This is a genomic window from Gordonia sp. (in: high G+C Gram-positive bacteria) (assembly GCF_047606305.1).
GTDB lineage: Bacteria > Actinomycetota > Actinomycetes > Mycobacteriales > Mycobacteriaceae > Gordonia.
In genome coordinates this window covers 1-23,980 of sequence record NZ_JASGER010000006.1, presented here as the reverse complement: position 1 = coordinate 23,980, position 23,980 = coordinate 1, and the positions used below count along the sequence as shown (strand labels likewise).

22 protein-coding genes are annotated in these 23,980 nt (G+C 69.7%); 7 read left to right on the top strand and 15 right to left on the bottom strand.

Features of this window, described 5'->3' with window-relative positions; genetic code table 11:
* Positions 1-7: 7 nt before the first annotated feature.
* The 6 genes from QM634_RS00745 to QM634_RS00720 all read right to left on the bottom strand — a co-directional run bounded on the left by QM634_RS00745 (position 8) and on the right by QM634_RS00720 (position 6,147).
* Positions 8-1,258, bottom strand: coding sequence for a CaiB/BaiF CoA transferase family protein (locus QM634_RS00745; protein ID WP_415040861.1), 1,251 nt, complete (start codon positions 1,256-1,258; stop codon positions 8-10).
* A 134-nt stretch (positions 1,259-1,392) separates the two neighbouring features.
* On the bottom strand, positions 1,393-2,538 hold the full coding sequence (locus QM634_RS00740; protein ID WP_415040860.1) for a hypothetical protein: 1,146 nt from the start codon (positions 2,536-2,538) through the stop codon (positions 1,393-1,395).
* Positions 2,539-2,665: 127 nt separating this feature from the next.
* The gene (locus QM634_RS00735) at positions 2,666-3,544 is read right to left on the bottom strand and encodes a helix-turn-helix domain-containing protein (RefSeq protein WP_415040859.1); all 879 of its coding nucleotides are present in this window, start codon (positions 3,542-3,544) and stop codon (positions 2,666-2,668) included.
* Positions 3,545-3,664: 120 nt separating this feature from the next.
* Positions 3,665-4,876 (bottom strand): DNA polymerase IV, encoded by a 1,212-nt coding sequence (gene dinB, locus QM634_RS00730; RefSeq protein WP_415040858.1) that lies wholly within the window; start codon positions 4,874-4,876, stop codon positions 3,665-3,667.
* A 31-nt stretch (positions 4,877-4,907) separates the two neighbouring features.
* Positions 4,908-5,528 (bottom strand): TetR/AcrR family transcriptional regulator, encoded by a 621-nt coding sequence (locus QM634_RS00725; protein WP_415040857.1) that lies wholly within the window; start codon positions 5,526-5,528, stop codon positions 4,908-4,910.
* 7 nt (positions 5,529-5,535) lie between these two features.
* Entirely contained in the window at positions 5,536-6,147 is a 612-nt protein-coding gene (locus QM634_RS00720) for a TetR/AcrR family transcriptional regulator (RefSeq protein ID WP_415040856.1), read from the bottom strand.
* A gap of 156 nt (positions 6,148-6,303) precedes the next feature.
* On the opposite strand from QM634_RS00720, the gene QM634_RS00715 reads away from it, so the two are divergent.
* The 4 genes from QM634_RS00715 to QM634_RS00700 all read left to right on the top strand — a co-directional run bounded on the left by QM634_RS00715 (position 6,304) and on the right by QM634_RS00700 (position 10,323).
* Positions 6,304-7,170, top strand: coding sequence for an oxygenase MpaB family protein (locus QM634_RS00715; RefSeq protein ID WP_415040855.1), 867 nt, complete (start codon positions 6,304-6,306; stop codon positions 7,168-7,170).
* 122 nt (positions 7,171-7,292) lie between these two features.
* Complete coding sequence (locus QM634_RS00710; RefSeq protein ID WP_415040854.1) at positions 7,293-8,159, top strand: oxygenase MpaB family protein; 867 nt, start codon at positions 7,293-7,295, stop codon at positions 8,157-8,159.
* Positions 8,160-8,293: 134 nt separating this feature from the next.
* Positions 8,294-9,139 carry an SDR family oxidoreductase gene (locus QM634_RS00705; RefSeq protein WP_415040853.1) on the top strand — a complete coding sequence of 282 codons (846 nt, stop codon included), beginning with the start codon at positions 8,294-8,296 and terminating at the stop codon, positions 9,137-9,139.
* A gap of 5 nt (positions 9,140-9,144) precedes the next feature.
* Positions 9,145-10,323, top strand: a complete 1,179-nt coding sequence (locus QM634_RS00700) for a lactonase family protein (RefSeq protein ID WP_415040883.1) — start codon at positions 9,145-9,147, stop codon at positions 10,321-10,323.
* Positions 10,324-10,326: 3 nt separating this feature from the next.
* On the opposite strand, the gene QM634_RS00695 is transcribed toward QM634_RS00700, so the two are convergent.
* Positions 10,327-11,406, bottom strand: a complete 1,080-nt coding sequence (locus tag QM634_RS00695) for a lactonase family protein (protein ID WP_415040852.1) — start codon at positions 11,404-11,406, stop codon at positions 10,327-10,329.
* Between the two features lie 174 nt (positions 11,407-11,580).
* Between QM634_RS00695 and QM634_RS00690 the strand changes: the two genes are divergently transcribed.
* Positions 11,581-11,982 (top strand): hypothetical protein, encoded by a 402-nt coding sequence (locus QM634_RS00690; protein WP_415040851.1) that lies wholly within the window; start codon positions 11,581-11,583, stop codon positions 11,980-11,982.
* A gap of 5 nt (positions 11,983-11,987) precedes the next feature.
* On the opposite strand, the gene QM634_RS00685 is transcribed toward QM634_RS00690, so the two are convergent.
* From QM634_RS00685 to QM634_RS00660, 6 genes are all read right to left on the bottom strand, one after another.
* On the bottom strand, positions 11,988-13,004 hold the full coding sequence (locus QM634_RS00685) for a YeiH family protein (RefSeq protein ID WP_415040850.1): 1,017 nt from the start codon (positions 13,002-13,004) through the stop codon (positions 11,988-11,990).
* An 83-nt stretch (positions 13,005-13,087) separates the two neighbouring features.
* Positions 13,088-13,993, bottom strand: coding sequence for a LysR family transcriptional regulator (locus tag QM634_RS00680; protein ID WP_415040849.1), 906 nt, complete (start codon positions 13,991-13,993; stop codon positions 13,088-13,090).
* 5 nt (positions 13,994-13,998) lie between these two features.
* On the bottom strand, positions 13,999-15,291 hold the full coding sequence (locus QM634_RS00675) for an alpha-hydroxy-acid oxidizing protein (RefSeq protein ID WP_415040848.1): 1,293 nt from the start codon (positions 15,289-15,291) through the stop codon (positions 13,999-14,001).
* A gap of 24 nt (positions 15,292-15,315) precedes the next feature.
* Entirely contained in the window at positions 15,316-15,756 is a 441-nt protein-coding gene (locus tag QM634_RS00670) for a DUF4334 domain-containing protein (RefSeq protein ID WP_415040882.1), read from the bottom strand.
* 19 nt (positions 15,757-15,775) lie between these two features.
* A complete protein-coding gene (locus QM634_RS00665) occupies positions 15,776-17,260 on the bottom strand; it encodes a flavin-containing monooxygenase (RefSeq protein WP_415040847.1) in 1,485 nt (494 codons plus the stop codon).
* 68 nt (positions 17,261-17,328) lie between these two features.
* Positions 17,329-18,192 carry a Ku protein gene (locus QM634_RS00660; RefSeq protein ID WP_415040846.1) on the bottom strand — a complete coding sequence of 288 codons (864 nt, stop codon included), beginning with the start codon at positions 18,190-18,192 and terminating at the stop codon, positions 17,329-17,331.
* A gap of 92 nt (positions 18,193-18,284) precedes the next feature.
* Here QM634_RS00660 and QM634_RS00655 point away from each other — a divergent pair, with 92 nt between their 5' ends.
* Together QM634_RS00655 and QM634_RS00650 are read left to right on the top strand one after the other, a co-directional pair.
* Positions 18,285-20,642: an ATP-dependent DNA ligase gene (locus QM634_RS00655; protein WP_415040845.1), complete on the top strand. Its 2,358-nt coding sequence runs from the start codon at positions 18,285-18,287 to the stop codon at positions 20,640-20,642.
* A gap of 9 nt (positions 20,643-20,651) precedes the next feature.
* Entirely contained in the window at positions 20,652-21,389 is a 738-nt protein-coding gene (locus QM634_RS00650; RefSeq protein WP_415040844.1) for a metallophosphoesterase, read from the top strand.
* 103 nt (positions 21,390-21,492) lie between these two features.
* On the opposite strand, the gene QM634_RS00645 is transcribed toward QM634_RS00650, so the two are convergent.
* Together QM634_RS00645 and QM634_RS00640 are read right to left on the bottom strand one after the other, a co-directional pair.
* Positions 21,493-22,473, bottom strand: a complete 981-nt coding sequence (locus QM634_RS00645) for a YdcF family protein (protein ID WP_415040881.1) — start codon at positions 22,471-22,473, stop codon at positions 21,493-21,495.
* Positions 22,474-22,716: 243 nt separating this feature from the next.
* Positions 22,717-23,980: alpha/beta hydrolase-fold protein (locus QM634_RS00640; RefSeq protein ID WP_415040843.1), on the bottom strand; the 1,264-nt coding region annotated here is incomplete at its 5' end.

Below are 23,980 nucleotides of genomic sequence, written 5' to 3'. Positions count from 1 at the left end.
CATCACCTCAGATGATCTGGTGCTCTCGCAGTACGGCCAGCTCCTCGACGCGGACGCCGGCCAGGTCGGTCAGGACGCTGTCGGTATCGGCGCCCAGGGCGGCGGCCGGAGCGTCGACGGAGACGTCGGCGCCGGACATGGTGATCGGCACGCCGCCGGCCACCGCGTCGAGGGGGCGGTCGCACAGGTCGTGCAGCGGGGCGATCGTGCCGCGCTCGGCCAAGACCTCGTCGCCGAGCACGTCGAGCGCCGATCGCACCGGGGCGCAGGGCACGCCGCGCGCTTCGGCCAGCTCCGCCACGACGTGGTCGGTGGGGTGCACGGCGGTCCACTCCTCGATCAGGGCGTCCAGTTCGCCGGCATGCGCCGCACGCGGGCCGCGCCCGACGAACCGCGGGTCGTCGACGAGTTCCGGACGGCCGATGACCTCGAAGAGGCTCGCCACCCACGCATCGTTGGCGGCGGCGATCGACACGTAGCCGTCGGCGGTCCGATAGACCCCGAAGGGCGCCAGCCGGGCGTGTGAGTTGCCCGACCGGGGCGCGAATCCGCTGCGCTGCAGCACGTCGAGGTGCTCGAAGGGCAGCAGCGAGGCGAGCGAGTCGAGCATCGACACGCGGACGTGCTGGCCCTTCCCGGTGCGCTCGCGCTGGGCCAGCGCGGCCTGCACGCCGATGACCGCGTGCAGCGGGGCGAGCAGGTCGGCGATGGGCAGGCCGAACCGCAGCGGCGGGCCGTCGGCGAAGCCGGTGGTGTCCATGACGCCGGCGACCGCCTGCACGATGATGTCCATCGCCTTGGTGCCCGGCCGGGCGGACGGTCGGCCCAGGCCGCTCAGCGAGCAGTAGACGAGCGCGGGGTTGACCTCGCGCAGGGTCGCGTAGTCGACGCCGAGCCGCTCGACCACCCCGTCGCTGAGGTTCTCGAACACGACGTCGGCGGTGCGGACCAAGTCGAGGAAGATCGCGCGCCCGCGGTCGTGCTTGAGATCCAGCTCGACGGACTTCTTGCCGCGGTTGCGGGCCAGGATCGACAGCGAGACATCGCCGTCGCCGAGCGCGTCGAGGTGCATCCGACCGTCGGGTGCGGCGAACGGCGGGTTGAAGCGGGCGATGTCGCTGCCGCCCGGCGACTCGATCTTGATCACCTCGGCGCCCAGCGCGGCGAGGATGAGCGTCGCGTACGGACCGGACAGCGCCACGGTGAGGTCGAGGACGCGGACACCGGCCAGCGGCCGGTCGGATGTGCGCTCCACCATGACTAGATTTCTAACAGTTTTGTCGAAAAATTGGGAGGTGTTGGCGAAATTGCCGCCCCGGGACGCCGAAGAGCCCCCGCCGGAGGTGGGACGGGGGCTCTTCGGTGGCGCCCCGGACAGGGCGCGGCATTCGACTAGGTGGTCAGCGCGGCGACGGGACCGTCGACCGTCTGCATCCCCATGTCGGTGGTGTCGATCAAGACCAGTGACCCGTTGTCGCGGATGTAGAAGGTCTGCACGTGGGTGGTGCCGCGGGTCGGCGTCATCACGTCGACCGCGTACAGGAAGCGTCCGTTCGGGTTCAGCACCGCCAGGGCCGGCATGGTCCCGATCCCGGTGCTGTACGGCGATCCGGGCAGCGGGGTCAGGTTGCCGTTGCGGTGCACGAACCACCCGGTCACGTTGCCGGTACCGGCGTTCGGCACGTAGGCGCGGTGGCCGCGCTCGGTGAACTGCACCTCGTGGGAGATCGGCCCGCTGAACCACTGACCCATGTACGCGAGGTTGCCATCGCGCAGGATGCGGTAGCCCACGACGTTCATGCTCTGCTCGTGCGCGATGTAGTAGAAGCGCCCGTCCGGCGTGGTGTTGCCGTTGACCGGGACGATGCCGGCCAGCACGGTGTTCAACGGGGACAACCGGCCGCCGGGGCCGACCCGGTAGCTCTTGATGGCCATCTCGAACGCGCTGGCCACGCGGACGTACTTGTTGTTCGGGTCGACGCTCACCATCGGCGCGAGGGTGCCGAGGATCATCGACACGCTGTGACCGGTCGGCACGATCCGACCGGAATCGGTGATGCGGTAGGTGGCCAGCTGACCGGGCACCCCGCTCATCGTCACGTAGAGGTACTTGCTGTCGTGCGACGGTTCGACGGTCAGCGGGAGCCCGGGCACCCGGGCGAACTGGATGCGCCGCAGCGTGCCGGTGTCGGAGATGCGGTAGACGCTGATCGCCGAGTCGACGAGGTGGCTGACGAAGATCGTCTTCCCGTCCTGGGCGGCCTTCACCGAGAAGACGCCGAGTCCGGTGGTGTAGTCGTGGACCTTTCGCAGCTTGCCGTTCGGCAACACCTTGAGCACGACCAGCTGCTTGTTGGTGGTCCCGCCGACGACCATGAACTTGGCCTGCTTGCCGATCACCGGTGCCGGAATGGCCTCGGCGGCCCCCGGATGCGCGCTGGGTGCGACGACCAACCCGGTCACCAGCGCGAGTGCGACGAGCAGTCCGCCGAGGAGTCGGGTGGACCGACCGCGATTGGTCGATGGCGTGCGATTCATGCGTGTTCTCCCTGTCCATTCCGGTAGGCGCGCGCGGCGGCGCACCCCCTTGGTGCAGGAACGCTAACGCCGTCCAGTGGGGGGCGAAGGTCCAGGTTTCTGGACACCCGGGCTCGGGAAAGGTGCGCTACCGCTCGCCGGGCGCGGGGGCGGGGGCCTGCGTCGCGCTCCACGACGCGAGGATGCGCAGCTTGTCGTGCGATGCGCTGCCCGGCTCGGCCGACCACAGGACCAGCTGCTGGTCGGGGTCGCCGGCGTAACGGAAGTTGTCCCAGTCGAGGGTCAGGTCGCCGACCGCCGGATGGCGGATCAGCTTGGTGCCGAACTCGTGGCGCGCGACGTGGCGGTCGGCCCACCACCGGCGGAACTGTTCGTCGGCGACGGAGAGCTCGCCCACCAATGCCGTCAGCTTGGGGTCGGTCGGGTTGGCCGCCGCCTCCATCCGCAGGGCCGCGACGCAGGTCCGCGCGATCGACTCCCACTCCGGGTACAGCTCGCGCATCGCCGGGTCGAGGAAGATCATCCGGACGTAGTTGCGCGAGGCCGCCGGGATCGCGGCGAAGTCGGTGAGCAGCGTCGCCGCGAGGTCGTTCCAGCCGAGGATGTCGAGGTACTTGCCGAGGACCAGCGCCGGGGTGTCTGTGAGCTGGTCGAGCAACCGCTGCACCTGCGGTCGCACCACTGCGGGGCCGCGGCGCACCGGGGCCCGCCGCTCCGACCGGCCGGCCAGGCTCTCGGCGTAGTCGCGCTGCTCGGCGGTGAACCGCAGCGCGTGGGCGAGCGCCTCCAGGACGGGTTCGGACGGCGCGAGCCTCCCCTGCTCGATGCGGGTGTAGTAGTCGGTGCTGATCGCCACCAGCTGGGCGACCTCCTCGCGGCGCAGGCCGCGGACCCGGCGCTGCACCGGCCCGACCTCGGGCAGCCCGACGTCGGACGGTTCCAGCTCGGCCCGGCGGGCCTTGAAGAACTCGCCCAGTTCGCGCAGGTGGGCGGGGCGATCGCTCATGGTTCCACGCTAGCCTTTCTCGATCGGGTGGAAGGCCGGGCCGCCGGGATCGCCGGCGGTCCGGCACCTTCTCAGTCTCCCGCCCACCCCCGGGTGCTACCAGGGACAAATCCCTCCCCGTCAGTCCGGCAGCATCGGGGCGTCGTCGCCGTGCCGGCGCCCGACGAGCCGACCGCGGGTGATGGCGTCGCGACCGAACCGGGTGCGCAGGTCGTCGACCGCGAGGTCGAGATCGGCGTCGTGGTCGTCGTCGAACGGAAGCACCAACTGCACGGCGTCGTGGCCGCACAGGTTGGTCAACGACAACCCGATGAGCGTGCAGCCGCGATCGCGCAAGAGGGGAAGCGCGTCGTCGAAGAGCCCGCGCGCCACCGCCAGGATCGCCGCGGTCGAGTCGGTCGGCTCGCCGATCGAGCGGGAGCGGGTCACGCGCTCGAAGTCGTCGAACCGCAGTCGCAGGACGACCGTCCGGCACAACCGGTCGGCGGTCCGCAGGCGTTTGCCGAGCCCGTCGACGATCGCCATCAGGGTCGACTCGATTTCGGCCTCGTCCTTGATCCGCCGCCCGAGCGCGCGCTGCGCGCCGATCGACTTGCGCCGGCGACCCGTCTGCACGCGCCGCGGGTCGCGGGCCATCGACAGCGCGTAGAGGTGCCGTCCCGAGCCGCGGCCGAGGAGATGGGACAGATTCTCCTCGCCCAGCGCCGCTAAATCGCCGACCGTGGCGATGCCCGCGTCGGCCAGCCGCGCCTCGGTCTTGGCGCCGACTCCCCACAGGCGGCGCACGGGCAGCGGGTGCAGGAACTCGAGCTCACCGCCGGGCGGAACCTCGAGCAGGCCGTCGGGTTTGCCGACGGCGCTGGCGACCTTGGCCAAGAACTTGCTGCGCGCGGCGCCGACGGTGATGGGCAGCCCGACCTCGTCGCGGATCCGACGGCGCAGGCGCGTGGCGATCTGCACCGGGGTGCCGCTGACCCGGCGCAGTCCGGCGACGTCGAGGAAGGCCTCGTCGACGGAGATGCCCTCGACGAGCGGGGTGGTGTCGTGGAAGACGTCGAAGACCGCGCGGCTGGCCTCCACGTACGCGGGGAAGCGCGGGCGCACCACGACGGCCGCGCCCCGGCACAGGGCGCGCGCCTGGAAACCGGGCATCGGCGTGTGGACCCCGAGCGCCTTGGCCTCATAGCTCGCGGCCAGCACCACCCCGCCGCCGACGAGGACCGGCCGGCCGCGCAACGACGGGTCGTCGCGCTGTTCGACCGAGGCGTAGAAGGAGTCGAGGTCGGCGTGCAGGATCGACGCCTCGACCCGTTCGCGCTGCTCGATCCGCATGGCGCGATGGTGTCACCGCACCCCGACAGTCCTACCTCGGCGCGTACCCGACGATCGCGCGTGCGAAACCGAGGTTCTCGGCGACGACCTCGTCGGGGCTCATCGGACCGTCGGGCCGGTACCAGGACGAGACCCCGATGCACATCGTGGTGATCGCCCGGCCCGCGCCGCGCGGCGAGGCCGTGGTGAAGTCGCCCGACGCCACACCGGCGATGATCGCGTCGTCGACCATCCGCTGCTCGCGGTCGCGGTGGCCGATGTAGGTGGTGCGGTAGTCCTCGTCGATGCTGCGGATCTCGCTGGAGGCGATGAACGCCTGCTGCTGGCGGGCCATGTGGAATCGGAGCAGCGATTCGACGAGCGCGTCGAATCGGGCGACCGGATCGGTGCCGGCCTGCGCCAGCGCCTGCTCCGAGCGCTCCAACAGATCGCGCATGGTGAGGTCGAGCAGCCCCTGCAGCAGCGACTGCTTCGACGGGTAGTGGTGGTAGAGCCCGGGCACCGATAGACCGGCTCGACCGGCGATGTCGCGGACCGACGTGCCGTCGTAGCCGTGCTCGGCGAAGGCGGTCAGTGCGGCCTCGAGCGGCGCCGGCAGCGCCCGCGGTCCGTAGACGCGCCACCCGTCGGTCTGCGGGCCCGCCGCGGTCATCCCCGGCTCACTCGCCCAGGAGCAACGCCGTGCACGCGTCGATCAGCTCGTCGCGCGACATCTCGACCCGGTGGTCGAGCCAGGCGGCGAGCAGGTTCGCCAATCCGCCGACCCGGTAGTAGCCGGCGGCGACGTCGGCCGCCGACGCGGTGTTGTGCGAGCCGGCCGCCGACTGCGCGGTGAGCGCGGCCAGGTTCTGCGTGGCGGCCAGGCGGCGCTGGGCGAGCGTCGAGGACACCAGCGTCGGGGAGAACAACAGCCGGCCCTTGCGGCGATCGCCGTCGATGACCGCGACGATCGCGGCCACCGCGCCGCGCACCCGCTCGGTGATGCTGGTGCGCTGACCGAAGGCCTCGCTGGCGCTCGCCATGATCTCGTCGATGACGCGGTCGTAGGTCGCCGCGACCAGCTCGTCGGCGGAGGAAAAGCTCTCGTAGAAGTAGCGCGCGGTCAGTTTCGCCTCGCGGCAGACACCGCGGACGCTGAGGCTTCCGCCGTCGGTGGAACCCAGCGTTTCCAGCGCCGCGTCGAGCAGCTGCTGGCGCCGTCGGGCGATGCGCTCGTCGCCCTGTTCACCGGCGTAGGTGCGCAGCGCGCTCATGGTCAGCGGGGATGGCATGGGCTCCATTGTGACAAATCTCGGGCCCCGAATGCACCGATGATCCCGGCGCGCGGGCCGTCGAGGCCGTTGACAAGCCCCGTGGTGCGGCGTGTACTCCCATGTGAGTACGCACGTTTCCACTATGCGTCTGCCCCGGCGGCGAGGAGCCACGAGATGACCACATCGGCACGTGAACGACACTCCTCCGCGCCCGCCCGGATGTCCCGCGACGAGCGCGACGAGCTGCGGTCCGATGCGCTCAAGATGTACCCGGCCGGCACCTTCTCGGGCATCGCCAACGTGATCATGCAACTGGCCAACGCCCCCGTCGGGCGCGGCGTCGTCGAGAGCACGGTCGAATCCGGCAGTGCCTTCAAACACCCGATCAAGCGCGCCCGCACGACCATCACCTACCTCGCCGTCGCCGCCGCCGGCACCCCCGAGGATCGACGCGCCTACCGGGAGGCGGTCAACACGGTCCACCGCCAGGTCCGATCCACCGCCGAGTCACCGGTCAAGTACCACGCGATGGACCCGGCGCTGCAGCTGTGGGTCGCCGCCTGCCTCTACAAGGGCTGGGAGGACACCGCCCGGTTGTACGGCCGGCGCGGCGACGTCACCGAGGAGGCCTACCGCCAGGGCGCGGTGATGGGCACGACGCTCCAGATGCCCCACGAGATGTGGCCGGCCACGCGCGCGGAATTCCAGGAGTACTGGGATGAGACGGTCGCCGACATCGAGATGGACGACGAGGTCCGCGACTACCTCACCCGCCTCGCGCGCGTGGAAAACCTCGGGCCGGTCGTCTCGACGCTGTTCGGCTGGTTCTCCGAGACGATGACCATCGGATTCCTGCCGCCGGAGTTCCGCGACCTCATGCAGATGCGCCAGTCGACCGCCCAGCGCGCCTTCTTCGAGGCGTACAACGCCGCCGGGCGTGTCGCGAGCCGGATCGTCCCGCAACCGGTGCAGGTCTTCCCGTTCCGACTGCTGCTGCTCGACGTCCGCCTGCGCCGCCGTCTGGGGTTGCCGCTCGTGTGAGCCGAGGCCCCAGTCGCATTGACAGCGCCCGGCGGTCCGCGTTGAATGGAAAGTGAGAACGGTTGTTGTCACACCTTCAATGACGAAGGTGGGATAATCGTTCCACCTACCGAGGAGCGAGCATGACTGCCACGTCGTCGTACGTCCCCGCCGATCAGCGGCCCGCGCGGATGTCGCGCGAAGAGATGGATGCCCTCGTCTCGACGATCCCGCTGCACGCGGCCGCATTGCTCGCCGGTCCCGCGAACGTGATCATGCAGATGGCCAACGCCCCCGTCGGACGCGGCGTCGTGGAGAGCCGGGTGGAGTCGGGCAACATCCTCAAGCACCCGATCAAGCGCACCCGCACGACGCTCAGCTACCTGGCCGTCGCCGCGATCGGCAGCCCCGCGGACCGCAAGGCCTACCGCGAGGCGGTCAACTCCGCGCACCGCCAGGTCCACTCGACCAGCACGTCGCCGGTCAAGTACAACGCGATGGACCCGTCGCTGCAGCTGTGGGTGGCCGCCTGCCTCTACAAGGGCTGGGAGGACACCGAGCGGCTGTGCGGCCGCCCGAGCTCGCTCACCGAGGAGCACTACCGCATGGCCGCCACCATGGGCACCACGCTGCAGATGCCCTACGAGATGTGGCCGGCCACGCGCGCGGACTTCCAGAGGTACTGGGACGACACGATCGCCGCCATCGAGATGGACGACGACGTTCGCAAGTACCTCACCAAGCTCGCCAAGCTGACCTTCCTCGGCGAGGTGCCGACCGCGCTGCTCGGTTGGTACGCGGAGTCGCTGACCCTCGGTTACCTGCCCGTCGAGTTCCAGGACATGCTCGAGCTGCACCCGTCGAAGGCGCAGCAGCGCTTCTTCAACGCGCACAACCTGCTCATCCGCACGGCCACCCGGGTCACCCCCAAGCCGCTCCAGGAACTCCCGTTCCGCGTGCTGCTCGCCGACGTCCGCCGACGCATCCGCACCGGTCAACCGCTGATCTGACGAGCCCCGACTCGACGCTGTCCAGCAATCTGGACAGATGAGCGCCCCGCCGCGGGGTTTCAATGGCCTCACACCTTCCCCAACCGAGTGAGTGTGAGTGACCAATGCTGAGCTTCGATGACAAAGTCGTTCTCGTGACCGGGGCCGGACGTGGCCTGGGGCGATCGCACGCCGAGCTGCTGGCGTCGCGCGGGGCATCCGTCCTGATCGCCGACGCGGACAACGACGCCGCAAACGAGGCCGCCGCGGCCATCGCCGCGGCCGGCGGCAAGGCCGTCGCCAAGCATGCCGACGTGACGACGGACGCCCTGGCGATCGTCCAAGCGGCGATCGACGCCTTCGGCAAACTCGACGTCGTAGTGAACAACGCCGGCATCGACACGCACTGCGAATTCGACTCGGCGGACGTGGTGGCCCAGACCCGTCGACACATGGAGATCAACTTCCTCGGGTCCGTCGCGGTCACCGCCGCCGCATGGCCCCACCTGGTCAAGAGTGGCAACGGCCGCGTGGTCAACACGTCCTCACCGACGCTGTCCGGCTGGGAGGGCGAATCGCCCTACGTCGCCTCCAAGGGTGCGCTCTTCGCGTGGACTCGGACGCTGGCCCTCGAGGCCCTCCCGAAGGGGATCCGGGTCAACGCGATCGCGCCCACCGCGTACACCCGGATGGCCGCGGCGGCCGAGGCGCCGGCCGAGGTTCTCGAACACATCAAGAAGACGATGCTGACGTCGATGGTGTCGCCGGTCGTCGCCTATCTGGCCCACGACGACTGTTCGATCACCGGAGAGACGATCCTCGCCCAGGGCGGACTCATCCAGCGCTTCTCCCTCGCCATGAACGACGGCTACAACAACCCCGGACTCACACCCGAGGACGTCGGGGCCCACCTCGAAACAATCGTCGACGATTCGTCGGCAAAGCCGCTGGGCATTATCGGCGGCGAGGACGAGACCTCGCTCATGGACCTCCTCGCGTGAGCGCGATGCAGGTCCGCACGAGGTATCCGCGGCTTGTCTCGCCCGCATTGGCGCTCGCCCTGGTCGCCGGCGGCACGTGGTGCGCCGGGTCCGCGGCGACGGCCGCACCATCGGACAAGCCGACCGATTTCCTCTACCTGAACGCACTGGGTTCGGACCGCATCACCGGTCTCGCGATCACCGAGTCCGGCACGATCCGGCGCATCCCGTCGGCAACCGTGCCGAGCAGGTTGCTCGCCTCGAGCATCAAGGCCAACCCCGACGGGCGCACCCTCTACGCCGCCGCGGCGCAGGCGGGCGTGCTCGTCCACCGCATCGGTCCCGACGGTTCGCTGCGGCGGATGGCCACGCGCACGAGTCCTGTGGGTGCACCGTTGACCATCGGCGTCTCACCCAAGGGTGATTCCATGGCGGTCGTCTACGGCCCCGACGTGCGCGGCGGCGGGCTGCTGCAGGGCTACTCGATCGACGCCGCCGGCATCCCGCACCAGCGCGGACGGGCCCAGCCCCTCGGCCCCATCCCGTTCAGCGGTCTCCCGTTGCCGCAGGTGGCCTTCGCCAAGGACGGCCGCAACGCCTACGTCGCCAACTACATGTTCGGCGGCATCATCCGCTTCGCCGTCGGGCGCGACGGCGCGGTGACGCCGCGCGAGACCGCACCCGGTGGGATGGGGCCGGTCAACCCCACCGTCACCCCCGACGGCAGGTACCTCTACACCGCCAACGAGAACCTCCCGGTCGGGATCGGTGCCTACCGGATCCTGCGGTCGGGGCGGTTGGCACCAGTGCCGGGTCAGCCGTTCGCCCCGACGGGGGTCATCCCGCACGGCATCACCATCACGCCCAGCAGCAGGTACCTGTATGTGCCAACGGCGATCTCCAACCGGATGGCCGCCTATCGGATCCTGCGCGGCGGGGCACTGCAGCCGTTCGGCACCCCGGGGCTCATCGGCCCGTCGTACGCGGGCAACCCGGAGCCGGGCGTGCTGAACGGCCAGGCCTGGGTGACCGCCGACGGCAAACGCCTCATCGCCGTCGACATCGTCGGGTCGAAGAACCGGCCGAACACCTCCGTCCGTCAATACCGGATCGCCCCGAACGGAGCGCTCCGCCCCGTTCCCGGGTCGTACGACGCGGGCGTGTTCTTCTCGGCTGCGTCGACCCTGGTGCACGCCCCGGGCTGATCCTCAGACGGGCAGGACCGCGGCACTCGGACCGTCGGCAAAGACCAGGCCGGTCGGAACGGGCTCGTGTCCGGACGGCTGCAGGCTGCCGTCGTCGTCGATGCGGAAGCTCGTGACAACCACTTTGGAGCCCTCCTTGAAGACCGGCGACGAGATCAGGTAGAGCCAGGTGCCGTCGGAGGACACCGCGAGCATCGCGGGTCCGGGCTCGGTGGCGACCGGCGCGCCCGGCACACGCGTGAGGGAGCCGTCCGCCCCGATCGCGAATCCGTCGATCGAGTGCGACATCGTGTTCGCGAAGTAGACGAAGCGTCCATCCGCGGTGGCGACCGGGTTGTGCGGGAACTTGCCCGTCGCATACGGCGAATCCGGGAGCTCGACGAGCCCTCCGTCACCGGCGACGTGGAAGGCGGTGATCGACTTGGACTGCTCGTTGGCGACGTACAGGTAGTCACCGCTCGTCGAGAAGACCGGCGTGATCGGGAACAGGCCCGACGACTTGACCCGGCCGACCGGGCCACTCAGTGCGCCGTCGTCGGCGACGTCGAACCAGACCACCGACTTGGCAAAGACACTGGCGACGTACAGCCGCTTGCCGTCCGGGGTCAGGTACGGCTGTGGGGCTCCGTCGAGGAAGCGGCCCATCCGGATCGGTTCACCCACGGGGGCGGGCGTGCCGTCGTCGCGGATCCGGTGGTGGGCGATGGCGCCGCGGAAGAACCCCGCCGGGCCGTTCCCGACGCCCAGGTACAGGTTGCGACCATCGGCGGAGACCGCCATGGCGACCGGGGTGCGGTCGAGCGCGAACTCGTCGATCTTCGTCAACGTGCCGTCGTCGGCGATGGAATAGGTGAGCAGCGCCGGTTTGCGGGCCTGGCGGATGCTGTACGGCAGACCCAGTCCCATGCCCTGCGCGGTGTACAAGTACTTGCCGTCGGGCGTCGTCCGCACGCAGAAGGTGCCGGCGCCGGTCGGATACGGGTCGGCGACGAGATGGTCGACGGAGCCGTCGCCATACAGGTTCAGTGCGGCGATGCCACCGCCCTGGGCGACGACATACATCCGGTCAACGGGCTTGCTCATGGGGTCTCCTCGATCCGGGGCGCCGGTTTCCCCGACACCTGCCTGGAGGAGACGGTAAGCCGGTGCGTCGTGGGCCGAATGTCCAGCTTTCCGGACACGAAGACGGCTCGGTCGGGGTCGGTGTGTGTCCCAAAGCCGCCCACGCCGGCCGGCCGAGATCTACGATCGATGGCCATGTCCCGTTGGTGCGCTTCGCTGCTCGTCGCCTGCTCGCTCGCGGCCGCCGGGTCGACGATCGCGGCACCGGTCTCCCGCGCGGACATCGCCTCGGGGCGCTACTGGTTCGTCAAGGAGAGCATCCTTCTGGACGCGCCCAATCTGTGGATCGTCCGGCCGCACATCAGCAGGCAGCGATACGCGGCGACGGTGAGCGGCAACACCCTCACGATCGCCTATCCGCCGTCGGAGGAGAAGACGACCAACGTCTTCCGCATCCGCCCGGCCCGCGGAGGCGGCTGGATCGCGACCAACCCTCTCTACCGCGCGGACCGCTACTACCGGACCAGCTACGGGTACCGCGCCGACCGCATGGTCGTCGGCACGCCGCTGCGGGACCGCCTCATCCGACGTCGCTGACGACGTCAGCCGACGAGGTAGACCCCCGCCAGCGCGACACCGGCGACCAGCACCGTTGCGACGATCGACAGCCTGACGGCCGGTCCGGCCGAACGCGCCAACGACCGCAGGTGCACCGCGGTGCCCATCCCGAACAGTGCGGCGGCCAGCGCGAGCGTCTGCGCCGTCTCGACCGGGCCGTGCCAGGCGGCGGGCAACCAACCCAGACTGCGGATGGCCACGCAGACGATGAATCCCAGGACGAACAGTGGCACGAGCGGCGGGCGGCGTCCTCCCGCAGTCGACGCGCCGCGGCGCGCGATCCCGGTGACGGCCACGACCGGGGCGAGCAGCAGCACGCGGGTCAGCTTGACCACCACCGCTATCCCGACCGCGGCCGCGCCGACGGGGCTGGCTGCGGCGACGACCTGCCCGACCTCCTGCACGCTGGCACCCGCCCACACCCCGTACTGCGTCGGTGACAGCCCCAGCGGCGACTGCAGTAGCGGCATCCCGATCATCACCGCGGTCCCGCACAGCGTGACCATTGCAATGGCGGTAGCGACGTCCTCCCCGTCCCCGTCGGCGGTGTCCTCCATGGCGGCGATCGCCGATGCCCCGCAGATGGCGAACCCGGTGGCGATCAGCAGGCTGCGCGGCGATCCGACGCCCATCCGTCGACCGACCCAGTAGGTGCCGGCCAGGGTCGTGACGAGTGTCGCGACGACGAGCAGGACGACCGGTGCACCCAGGTGCAGAACCGCGCCCATCGACAGCGACAGACCCAGCAGCACGACCCCGATCCGCAGCAACCGCCTGGTCGCCGCGTCGACTCCCGGCCGGCACATGCGCGGATAGGCGCCGATGTTCGCCGCGACGGCACCCAGGAGCACCGCCCAGGTCAGCACCCCGACGCCGGGAACCAGCCGGTGCGCGATGTAGGCGAGGGCGGCACCGGCGCTCACGTAGATCAGGCCGGGCAGCAGGCGCGATCGGGGCTGCACGATCCGATCGCGCACGGCGGGGCGCTCGTCGGTCGTCATGCGTTTCACCCTCGCCCGGCACGCTCCCGACCGGTAGCCGCGTTCTTCACATCAACTCATGCGTCGGACGCATGACCGCCGACTCAGGTGGTGGCGGCCGCGACGGCCAGCAACGCCCGCGCCGCCTCGCCCAGTGGGCGCTCGGGTCGCCACACCGCGGTGAACGGCCGCTGCAGGTCGAGCCCGGCCACGTCGACCTCGCGCAGGCGTCCCGAGCGCACGTCGTCCTCCAGCGCGAGGCTCGACAGGATGACCGGCCCGACACCGGCCGACGCCGCGGCCTTGAGCGCGGTGTTGGAGGCGACGACCATCCCCTCGGTGACGGTCAGGCCGTAGCGCTCGAGTGCGCGGTCGAGGGTGAAGCGGGTGCCCGATCCGGGTTCACGGACGAGTAGCGGAGCGGCGGCCAGCTCCGCCGCGGTCACCGGCTCGGCCCGGCCCGCCCAGGGATGCGACGGGGCCACGGCGACGGTCAGTCGGTCCCGCCCCACCCGGCGGTGGGCCAGCTCGGCGGGAACGGCGGGCGTCTCGACGAAGCCCAGCTCGTGCTCGCCGTCGCGCACCAGCTCGATCACCCGCCGGGAGTTCTCGACGCGGATCGACACGTGTGCCCGCGGGTCGGCCACATGCAGTTCGCCCAACCACCGCGGAGCCAGGTGTTCGGCGATCGTCATGCTGACCGCGATCGACAGATCCGAGGCCGCCGCAGCGCCGAGCGCGTCGACGGAGCGGCTGAACTCGTCGGCGGCGGCGAGCAGCGCGACCGCCCAGTCCACGACGACCTGACCGTTGGCGGTCAGTGCGCTGCCGCGCGTGGACCGGTCGAGCAGCTTGGTGCCCAGTCGCCGCTCGAGCGCACTGAGCCGCCGGCTCAGCTGTGGTTGGGACAGACGGCGCGCAGTGGCGACGGCGCCGATGCTGCCGGCCTCGGCGACCGCGACGAGGAGGTCGAGATCCTCCAGGGACGGGCGCGCACCGCGTGGGGCCATCGCCGTCAGTCGAGCTTCGTCAACGCATCGCGACCCAGGGCCGCGACGTCGGTGTGGCCGGAGAGCCCGAGCGTCAGGTCGAGCTCGGCGGCGATGTTCGCCATGACGTCGCGCACGCCGTCGACGCCGTCGATCGCCAGCCCGTACATGTGCGGGCGGCCGATGCAGGCCGCGTCGGCGCCGAGGGCCAGTGCTTTGAACACGTCGGCACCGGTGTGGATGCCCGAGTCCACGAGGACTTTGATCCGGCCGTCCACCGCGTCGACGACGTTCACCAGCGCGTCGATCGACCCGATCGAGCCGTCGACCTGTCGTCCGCCGTGGTTGGACACGATGATGCCGTCGACGCCGGTGTCGACGGCCTGCCGCGCGTCGTCGGGGTGCAGCACGCCCTTGAGGACGATCGGGAGCTTGGTGCGCTCGCGCAGCCCGGCGATGTCGGTCCAGGACAGGCTCGGGTTGGAGTAGATGTCCAGGAAGGTCTCGACCGCCGCGCGCGGGTGCTTGTCGACCAGGTTGCGCCACCAGTTCCCCGGTGCGTTGCGGGCGATCGACGCCAGGGTCTTGATCGCACCGATCGACGGCTTCGGCTGCTCGGCGTCGGGATCGGGGCCGGCGGCCACCTTCTCGTCGACGATCGCCCGGAAGCGCTCGTCGCGGGTGTACTGGGCGATGCCCTCCCCCTGCGCGAACGGGAGCGAGCCGAGGTTGAGGTCCTGCGGGCGCCAGCCGAGCATCGTCGTGTCGAGGGTGACCGCGATGGCCGACGCGCCGATCGTCTCGGCCCGGCGCACGAAGCTGTCGACGAGCTGCTCGTCGGTCGACCAGTACAACTGGAACCAGCGCGGTGCGCCGGGGGCGACGGCGTCCATCGCGGCGGCGACGTCCTCCATGGCGGCACTGCCCTGGTTGGAGAAGATGTACGGCAGGCCCACCGATGCCGCGGCACGGCCGATCTCGACGTCGGCGCCCGGGGTGACCAGTCCGCCCGCACCCACCGGCGACAGCAGCAGCGGAGCGGGCAACCGGTCGCCGAACAACTCGGTCTCCAGCGACCGGCGTGAGACGTCGCGCAGCACGCGCGGCACGATCGCCCAGCGGTCCAGGGCACGCCGGTTGGCGCGCATGGTCTGACCCTCGCCCGCGCCGCCGGCGATGTAGGCCCACGCCTTCTCCGACATCGCGTCGTGGGCGCGCCGCTCCAGTTCCGCGTAGTCGGTGGGCACCGTCGGCTTGCCGCCCGCGATGCCGGCCCGGTAGATGACGTTCTGCCGCTGGCGCCCGTATCCGCTCTCCACGGCTGTGAGCCTACGTCGCCGGATTCAGTCGCGAACGAGGTAGAAGTAGAAGTGCTTGTCGCGCACCAGCGACGACTTGCCGTTCATGATGCCCATCAGCGTCTGGTCGTCGACCTTCTTGAAGTGGTCGATGACCGCCTGGCCGTCGTAGACCATCGACGCGGTGACCTCGCCGCGGAACTCGACGTGCCACAGGCTCGCCTCCCCGTTGCCGAGCTCCTTGTTGGAGTACAGCTCGCCGTCGGCGTTCCGGCACACGAGGGGCTGGACGTCGGTGGGCGAGATGAAGTTCTTCCCGTACCAGCCGACCTGCGCCAACTGCCCGTCCATCGGGTGGCCGGTGGGCAGCTCGCCGCCGCGCCACGACCCGAGGATCTCGTCGATGCGGACGGTCGGGAGCTGGGCCCACAACTCGTCGAGGGCGTCGGCGTGGTTGCGCTCGCCGGAGTCGATCCGGGCCAGGATCTGCCCGGCCGCATCATTCTCAGGCACTGGCCTTGGCCTTCTTCTTCTCGACGGTGCCGAAGACCATCGCCTCGGTGATGTCGTAGCGGCGCGCATCGATCGCGTCGAGCACCAGGTTGTGCCGCACCACCCACGGCTGGGTGCGGGCGGCCTTGGGGATGTTGCCCTGGGCGCGCTGGACATAGCCCGAGTCGAGTTCGAGCAGCGGCGCGTCCTCGAGGACCTCCCCCTCGGCCGTCGGGTAGGCGTGCGTGTAGCCCTTCTCGCGCATCAGGGCGATCAGCTTGGCCACCGCCTGCGCCGTCAGGTCCACGCGCAGCGTCCACGACGCGTTGGTGTAGCCGACGGCCCACGCCATGTTCGGCACGTCGTTGAGCATGTAGCCGCGGTAGGCGTACTTGTCCCCGGGCTTCTGCTCGGCACCGTCGATCGACAGGTTCGCGCCACCCATCGCGACGAGTTCGAGGCCGGTCGCGGTGATGATGATGTCGGCGTCGAGGTGCTTGCCCGACTTGAGCACGATCCCGGTCTCGTCGAAGGTGTCGATCTGATCGGTCACAACCTCCGCCTTGCCCTTGCGGATGGCGGTGTACAGGTCGCCGGCGGGGATGACGCACAGGCGCTGGTCCCACGGCTCGTACTTCGGCTTGAAGTCGACGTCCACCGGGTAGCCCTTGGGCAGCTGCATCTTGGCCATCGTGCGCAGCGTGCGGCGCGAGAGCTTCGGGAACGCCCGGCAGTACTGGTAGAAGGAGTACGTCAGCAGCGCGTTGCGCGTGGCGATCACACTGTGCGCCGCCTTGCCCGGCAGCACCTTCTGGGCAATCTTCGTCATCGGATCCGACCACGGCAGCGCGAGCATGTAGGTCGGCGAGCGCTGCAGCATGGTGATCTTCTCGACGTCGTCGGCCATCGACGGGATCAGCGTCACCGCCGTCGCCCCGGAGCCGATCACCACGACCTTCTTGCCCTTGTAGTCCAGGTCCTCGGGCCAGAACTGCGGGTGCACGAGCTGTCCCTTGAACTTCTCGATGCCCGGGAAGTCGGGCTCGTAGCCGCGGTCGTAGCGGTAGTAGCCGGAGCAGACGTAGAGGAAGCGGGTGAGGTACTCGCGCTTCTTCCCGCCGACCTCGGTCTGCACGGTCCACAGGTCGGTGGAGGTGTCGAAGTCCGCGGACACGACCTTCACGCCGAAGTCGATGTGCTTGTCGATCCCGAAGTGCGCGGCGGCGTCCTCGAGGTACTCGCGGATCTCATCGCCCTGCGCGACGGTGCGGGTGCCCTTCCACGGGTACCAGGGGAAGCTGAGCGTGAAGATGTCCGAGTCGCTGCGCACGCCCGGGTAGCGGAACAGGTCCCAGGTGCCGCCGATCCGCTCGCGCTGCTCGACGATCGTGTACGTCAGGTCGGGATTGCGCTCGGTGAGCCGGTAGGCGCTGTCGATACCGGACAGACCGGCACCCACGATGAGGACGTCCAGAACGTCGGTGGTCGTTTTCGGCATCATTGCCTCCTTGCTGTTCACTGCCCAGCAGCCTAATCGACCGTGACAATGTCCGTTGTCGCGAGCCGCTAACTGGCCGCCTTCTTGGCCGCCGCCTTCTTCGCGGGGGCCTTCTTGGCCGCGGTCTTCGTCGCCGGAGCCTTCTTGGCGGGCGCGCCCGCACGGTCCTTGACCGACGCCCGCAGCGCGGCGAGCAGGTCGGCGACCTCCCCGTCCTCGGCGGGTTTGGCCGGCTCGGCGTCGTCGAAGGCGGGCTTGCCCCCGACCTTGGATTCGATGAGCTTGCCCAGCTCCTCGGTGTAGGTGTCCGCGTACTCCGCCGGATCGAAGTCATTGGCCATCGTCTCGATCAGCGACTTGGCCATCTCGAGTTCCTGGTCGCGCACCTGGACGTCGTCGCCGAGGAAGTCGAAGTCGGGCTTGCGCACCTCGTCGGGCCACAGCAGCGTCTGCAGCGTCATCACGCCGTCGATGACGCGCAGCGCCGCGAGCCGGGTGCGGTTGCGCAGCGTGAACTCGGCGATGGCGAGGCGGTCGGTGCTCTCGAGCGCCTTGGCGAGCAGCACGTAGGCCTTCGGGGACTTCGACGACGGCTCGAGGTAGTACGGCTTGTCGAAGTAGATCGGGTCGACCTGGTCGGCCGGGACGAACTCGAGGATGGAGATCTCCGGGCTGCGCGTGACCGGCAGCGTCGCGAGGTCGTCCTTGGTGAGGATGACGGTCTCGCCCTCATCGGACTCGTAGGCGTTGGCGATGTTGGCGAAGTCGACCTCGGTGTCGGTGCCCTCGCGCACCCGCTTGTAGCGGATCCGGGTGCCGTCCTTGGCGTCGACCTGGTGGGACTTGCGATCGTGGCTCTCCGTCGCCGAATAAGCCTTGACGGGCACATTGACCAGGCCAAAGCTCAGATCACCGTTCCAGATCGAGCGCATGGGCCAATTGTGCCATTGTCGACGCGGATTGCCACGGGTTGCGAGAATGGACGCATGGTCGACCCGAGTGCCCGCAGCAAGGGGGATTGACGATGTCCTCCGGTGGCGTCCTCGACGTCGACGGCCGCGCGATCGGCGTGACCAACCTCGACAAGGTGCTCTACCCGGCGACCGGTACCCGCAAGTTCGAGGTCATCGACTACTACACCCGGATCGCCGACGCGATGCTCCCGCACCTGAGCGACCGGATCGTCACTCGCAAACGCTGGCCGTCGGGGGTCGACGCCGCCCCCTTCTTCGAGAAGAACCTGCCCGCCGGCAGTCCCGACTGGCTGGCCACACACACGGTCGGCCACAGCAAGCGGGCCATCGTCTACCCGGTGGTGCAGACGCGCGCCGACCTGGTGTGGCTGGCCCAGCTCGCCGCGCTGGAGTTGCACGTCCCGCAGTGGCGGATCACCGACGATCTCTCGAACCGCATCATCTTTGACCTCGACCCCGGGCCGCGGGTGCCGCTGAGCCAGTGTGCGCAAGTGGCCCTGCTGATCCGCGACGTCCTCGCCGACGTCGGCCTGGCGTGCTGGCCGGTGACCAGCGGCGGCAAGGGCATCCACCTGTACGCGCGGATCGACCCGTCGGTGGCACCGGATTCGGCTCGCGCGGTGGCCAAGGAGGTCGCCGAGGCGCTGTCGGCGGCCCACCCCGATTCGATCACCGCGTCGATGACGAAATCGGTGCGCGACGAGCGGGTCTTCGTCGACTGGAGCCAGAACAGCGGGTCGAAGACCACCCTCGCGCCGTATTCGATGCGCGGGCGCGAACAACCGTGGGTCGCCGCGCCGCGCAGCTGGGAGGAGCTCGCCGACCCCGGTCTGCGGCAGTTGCGGTTCGACGAGGTGCTCGAGCGCGTCGAAGCCGACGGGGATCTGCTGGCGGGGCTGGACGGGCCTCCAGGTGCAGACCGGTCGTCGAGTGCCGACGAGCCGCTGGGCGAGGAGGTGCATCGAGACGCAGAACCCGAGGTCGTCAACCTGCGCGAGTACCGGCGCAAGCGCACACCGGGCAAGACGCCCGAGCCCGGCGTCGACCTCGCGTCGACTGCCGACGAGGACCTCGATTCCCCCACTCACCCCGACGGCCCGATCTTCGTCATCCAGGAACACCGGGCGCGACGCCTGCATTACGACTTCCGGCTCGAGCACGACGGCGTGCTGGTGAGCTGGGCGGTGCCCAAGAACCTGCCCGACGATCCGACGCAGAACCGCCTGGCGATCCACACCGAGGACCACCCGATGGACTACGCCACCTTCACCGGGGAGATCCCGAAGGGCGAGTACGGCGGCGGCACGGTCAGCATCTGGGACACCGGCACGTTCACCGTCGAGAAATGGCGCGAGGACGAGGTGATCGTCGTGCTTCGCGGCGAGCGGGTGCAGGGTCGGTACGCGCTGATCCGGACGGGCGACAAGAACTGGCTCGTGCACCTCATGGCCGACGAGCCGCGGCCGCTGCTGCCGGAGTCGCTCAAGGACCCGCGTCCGATGCTCGCGACCGACGAGACCATCGAGCACCTCGACGACAGCTGGGCCTTCGAGGGCAAGTGGGACGGTTACCGGCTGATCGCCGCGTACACCGGCGGACGGCTGCGGCTGTCGTCGCGCTCGGGGATCGACATGACCGCCGACTTCCCGGAGCTGTCCGGGTTGGCCGGGGATCTCGGGCTGCTGGACGTCGTGCTCGACGGGGAGGTCGTGGCGCTGGACTCGGCGGGGCGCACCAACTTCACGCTGCTGAGCTCGCGCAACAACACCACCGAGCCCTACCAACTCAAGCTCCTCCTCTTCGACATCCTGGCGCTGGGCGGCACCTCCCTGCTGTCGACGCCGTGGGAGGACCGTCGCAAACTGCTCGAGGAGCTGAGGCCGCTGTTCAAGGCGTCGAAGTACGTCGAGATCCCGCCGCTGCTGCCCGGCCCCGGGAAGGCCGCCGTCGCCACCAGTCGCGACCGGGGGTACGAGGGCGTGGTCGCCAAACGACGCAGCTCGACCTATCAGCAGGGTCGTCGGACCAAGACGTGGCTCAAGCACAAGAACTGGTCGGACATCGAGGTCGTCATCGGGGGCTGGCGTCCCGGGCGCGGCAACCGCGCCGGCACGATCGGGTCGCTGCTCGTCGGGCTGCCGGAGGAGACCGGGCTGCGGTACGTCGGCCGGGTGGGCACCGGATTCACCGAAGCGGCGCTCAAATCCCTTGCGGCAGAACTGAAACCACTCACCATCAGTCGCAGCCCGTTCCTCGACGAGATCGACTCCCCGGTCGCCTCGAGCGCCACCTGGGTGTTGCCGAAAATCGTCGGCGAAGTGCAGTTCCTAGACTGGACGTCGACCGGGCATCTCCGCCATCCGAGTTGGCGGGGCATCAGGCGCGACAAGCTGCCCGGGGATTTGTAGGAGGGCGCGTTGTTCGTCATCGCGCAGCTGTCCGATCTGCACGCCAACGGGACGCACCGCAACCGGGCGCGCATCGAGGCGGCACTCGAGTACGTGAACTCGCGCGCCGACGGGATCGACGCGCTGCTGGTGACCGGCGACCTCACCGACCACGCGAGCGACGAGGAGATGGTCGAGGCGCGCAAGCTCATCACGAGCCCACTGCCCACGCTCGTGACGATCGGCAACCACGATGCGCGGCCCTCGTTCAACGCGGTGTTCCGCCCCGACGCCGACCCCACCGCGCCGGTCAACGAGGCGCTCACCGTCGGCGATGTGACGCTGCTGTCGGTGGACAGCTCCCTGCCCGGTGAGCGCAGCGGCTTCCTCGACGACGAGACGATCGCCTGGCTCCAGGCGCAGATGGCGTCGGCGGCCGGTCGGGTGGTGATCGCGTTCCACCATCCGCCGGTGACGCTCGGCATGCCGATGATGGACTCGATCATGATGCAGCAACCCGAGCGGCTCGGCGCCCTCGTCGACGCTCACCCGTCGATCGTCGCGCTGGTCTGCGGCCACGCGCACACCGCGGCGGTCACGACCTTCCGCGGCCGCCCGCTGGCCATGGCTCCCGGTGTCGCGTCGACGCTGAACCTGCCCTTCGAGGGCACCGCCGTAATCAACCGCGATCAGCCCGCCGGCGTGGCCTTCCACCTCATCGACGAGGACGGTCGTCTGATCACGCACTTCCGCGCGATCCCCCAATAGCCCCCGGCGCTCCGCGCCCCGCCGAGTGGGCGGCCAATCTCGCCGAGTGGGCGGCCAATCTCGCCGAGTGGGCGGTCGATCTCGCCGAGTGGGCGGTCGATCGTCAGCGAGTGGGCCCTGCCTTGCTGGACCCACCCTTCATGATCTCGTCCATGAAGCGATCGGCGATGTCGCCGATGATGCCCGGCCCCGTGTCGGGAAGCATGTCCGCGGCACCCTTGGTGACGGGGATGTTGGCCGCGCGGGTCGCCTCGTAGCGGATCCCCGCGATGCTGGCTCCGGTGAGCGGCTTGGCGTAGCGATTCAGATCGGTCGCGCTCGTCACCGCACCCACGACCTTGGTTCCCGCGCCGGCGAAGTCCGCGGCACCGCGTCGGATGTGGTTCGGCGAGGTAACCAGGACGATCTGCGAGATGCCGCGCGACCGAAGGATCTCGGTGGTGTTCTGCGCGTTGGACACCGTCGACGTCGACTTGTCCTCGGTGGTGATGCGCGACTCGGAAACACCCTTGCCGACGAGCCACTTCTTCATCGCGGCCGCCTCGGTGATGCCCTTCTTCGGCACTCCACCGGTGACGAAAATCGGTGCACTCGGCGACATCTGCGCCTGATCGAGACCGGCTTCGAGCCGCTTGACCAGCTCGGGGGCCATCGAGCCGTTCGCCCGCAACCCCATCCCGAGGATGACGACCGCCGAGCCCGACGGGGCGCTGACCGGACTGGTCGACGGGACGATCGCGGCAGCACCGGTCACTCCGTCGACGATGTTGCGCGCCTTCGTCGCGGCGCTCGGGCGAACGGTGGAGAGCTTGCGCAGCGCGGCGTCGCGGGTGCCGGCGTCGGCCTCCTGGTCGGCCCACACCGCCTGCAGCGTGAGGGCGTCGGGATCGTTGGCGGTCATCCCGAGCATGCTCTTGATGTCGGCGAGTCCGTCGGTGACGCTGCGCGCGGCGAACTTCTTCTGCGCACTGTTGTACAGCCCGGACGGCGTGATCGCGTCGGCCGTGTGAGTGATCGACGGCGAGCCGTTCGGCAGGGTTCCCAGGGCAAGTCCGCCCACACCGGCGACCGCCACGGCGGTCATGCCCACGAAGACGCGCCTCTTCACATAAGTCCCAATAGTCACATGCGTAACAGTAGGGGGGAGGGGCTACATGCGCGGTTCAGTCCGGTCTCGGATCGGCAACACGTTGATTCCGAGATGGGGAGTCCACTCGGCGAGATTGACGCCCACTCGACGACGTTGGACCGCCCACTCGGCGAGATTGACCGCCCACTCGACGAAATTGGAGCGCCCACTCGGCGAAAATGACCGCCCACTCGGCGACTACTTGCCGACGACGGCACCTCGGCGCGCGGTCCAGGTGATCTTGCCGCGCTGGAAGTCGGCGACCTTCCCCTTGCGGTCCTTCGTCGGACGCTCGCCGCTGACCGGGAGACCCAGCTTCCCACCGGGGCCGCCGGCCTGGACGTAGGCGCCGCCGATCGCGCCGGTGACGATCTTCGGGCCCTTCGGACCGGTGATGATCCGGCCGCCGCGGAAGTCCTGGGCCCGACCGCCCGGCACCGAGTACTCGGGGGTGAAGCACTCGCCGAGCAGGCGCTTGTTGGCGTCGTAGACCTTCTTGATGGCACCGTCGGTGCGGCACGCGGGCCGATCCTCGGCGAGGCCGAGGGCGCTGGACGCCTGCGGCCACGCCTGGGTCATCTCGAACTCCCAGTACGGCCACGTGTGGGTGCCCGACGGCCGGTAGATGGCCTGGCCGGGGATGCCCTTGGCGTTGAGCGTCGAGGCGAACTGCTGCGACGTCACGCGAGAGAGCAGCTCGAGTCCGACGCCCGAGTAGTTCATCGCGAGCAGGGGGATGTCGGTGGGCTTGTCGTGCGGGCCGACGATGCCGTTGCCCGACGAGACGTAGAGGCTGGTGCCCTCGAGTCGGTCGGCGAGCAGGTACGGGTCGTGCTCGCGCCAGGCCGGGTTGCTGGGCAGACCGAACATCTTCTGCGAGTCGTAGCCGCCGGCGTCGCGCATGGCGAACTGGACGGCCGGCTGCATGCCGAGCGACGTCAGCTGCAGGATGCCGGAGAAGGAGGCGGCGAACTTGTAGAAGCCGGGGTTGCGGGCGGCGAGCATCATCGCCGCGGTGCCGCCCATCGACAGGCCCTCGACGCCGCGCACGTCCGTCGACCGCCAGTCGCCCTCGAGGACCTGCGGCAGTTCGCGGGTCAGGAAGGTCTCCCACTTGTAGTTCTTGCCGCGATCGTTCTGCTGCCAGTCGGTGTAGAAGCTCGACTCGCCGCCGACCGGCAGGACGATGTTGAGGTTCTTGTCCTTGTAGAAGTCGATGATGTTCGTGTTGATGACCCAACCGTTCTGGTCATCTTGGGCGCGCAGACCGTCGAGCATCGTCATCTGCGGGAACTTCGCCGTCGGCCGCGACCACCAGTCGCGCGCCAGCAGCAGCTGCACCTGGATGGGCGTGTTCATCGCCGGCGAGAACACCCACAGGGCGACGCGGCGGTCGGAGTACCAGAAGGTGCGCGTGACGCGCACGCCCGGAGCGGCGGCCGGCGGCGCCGGTTGCGGCCGG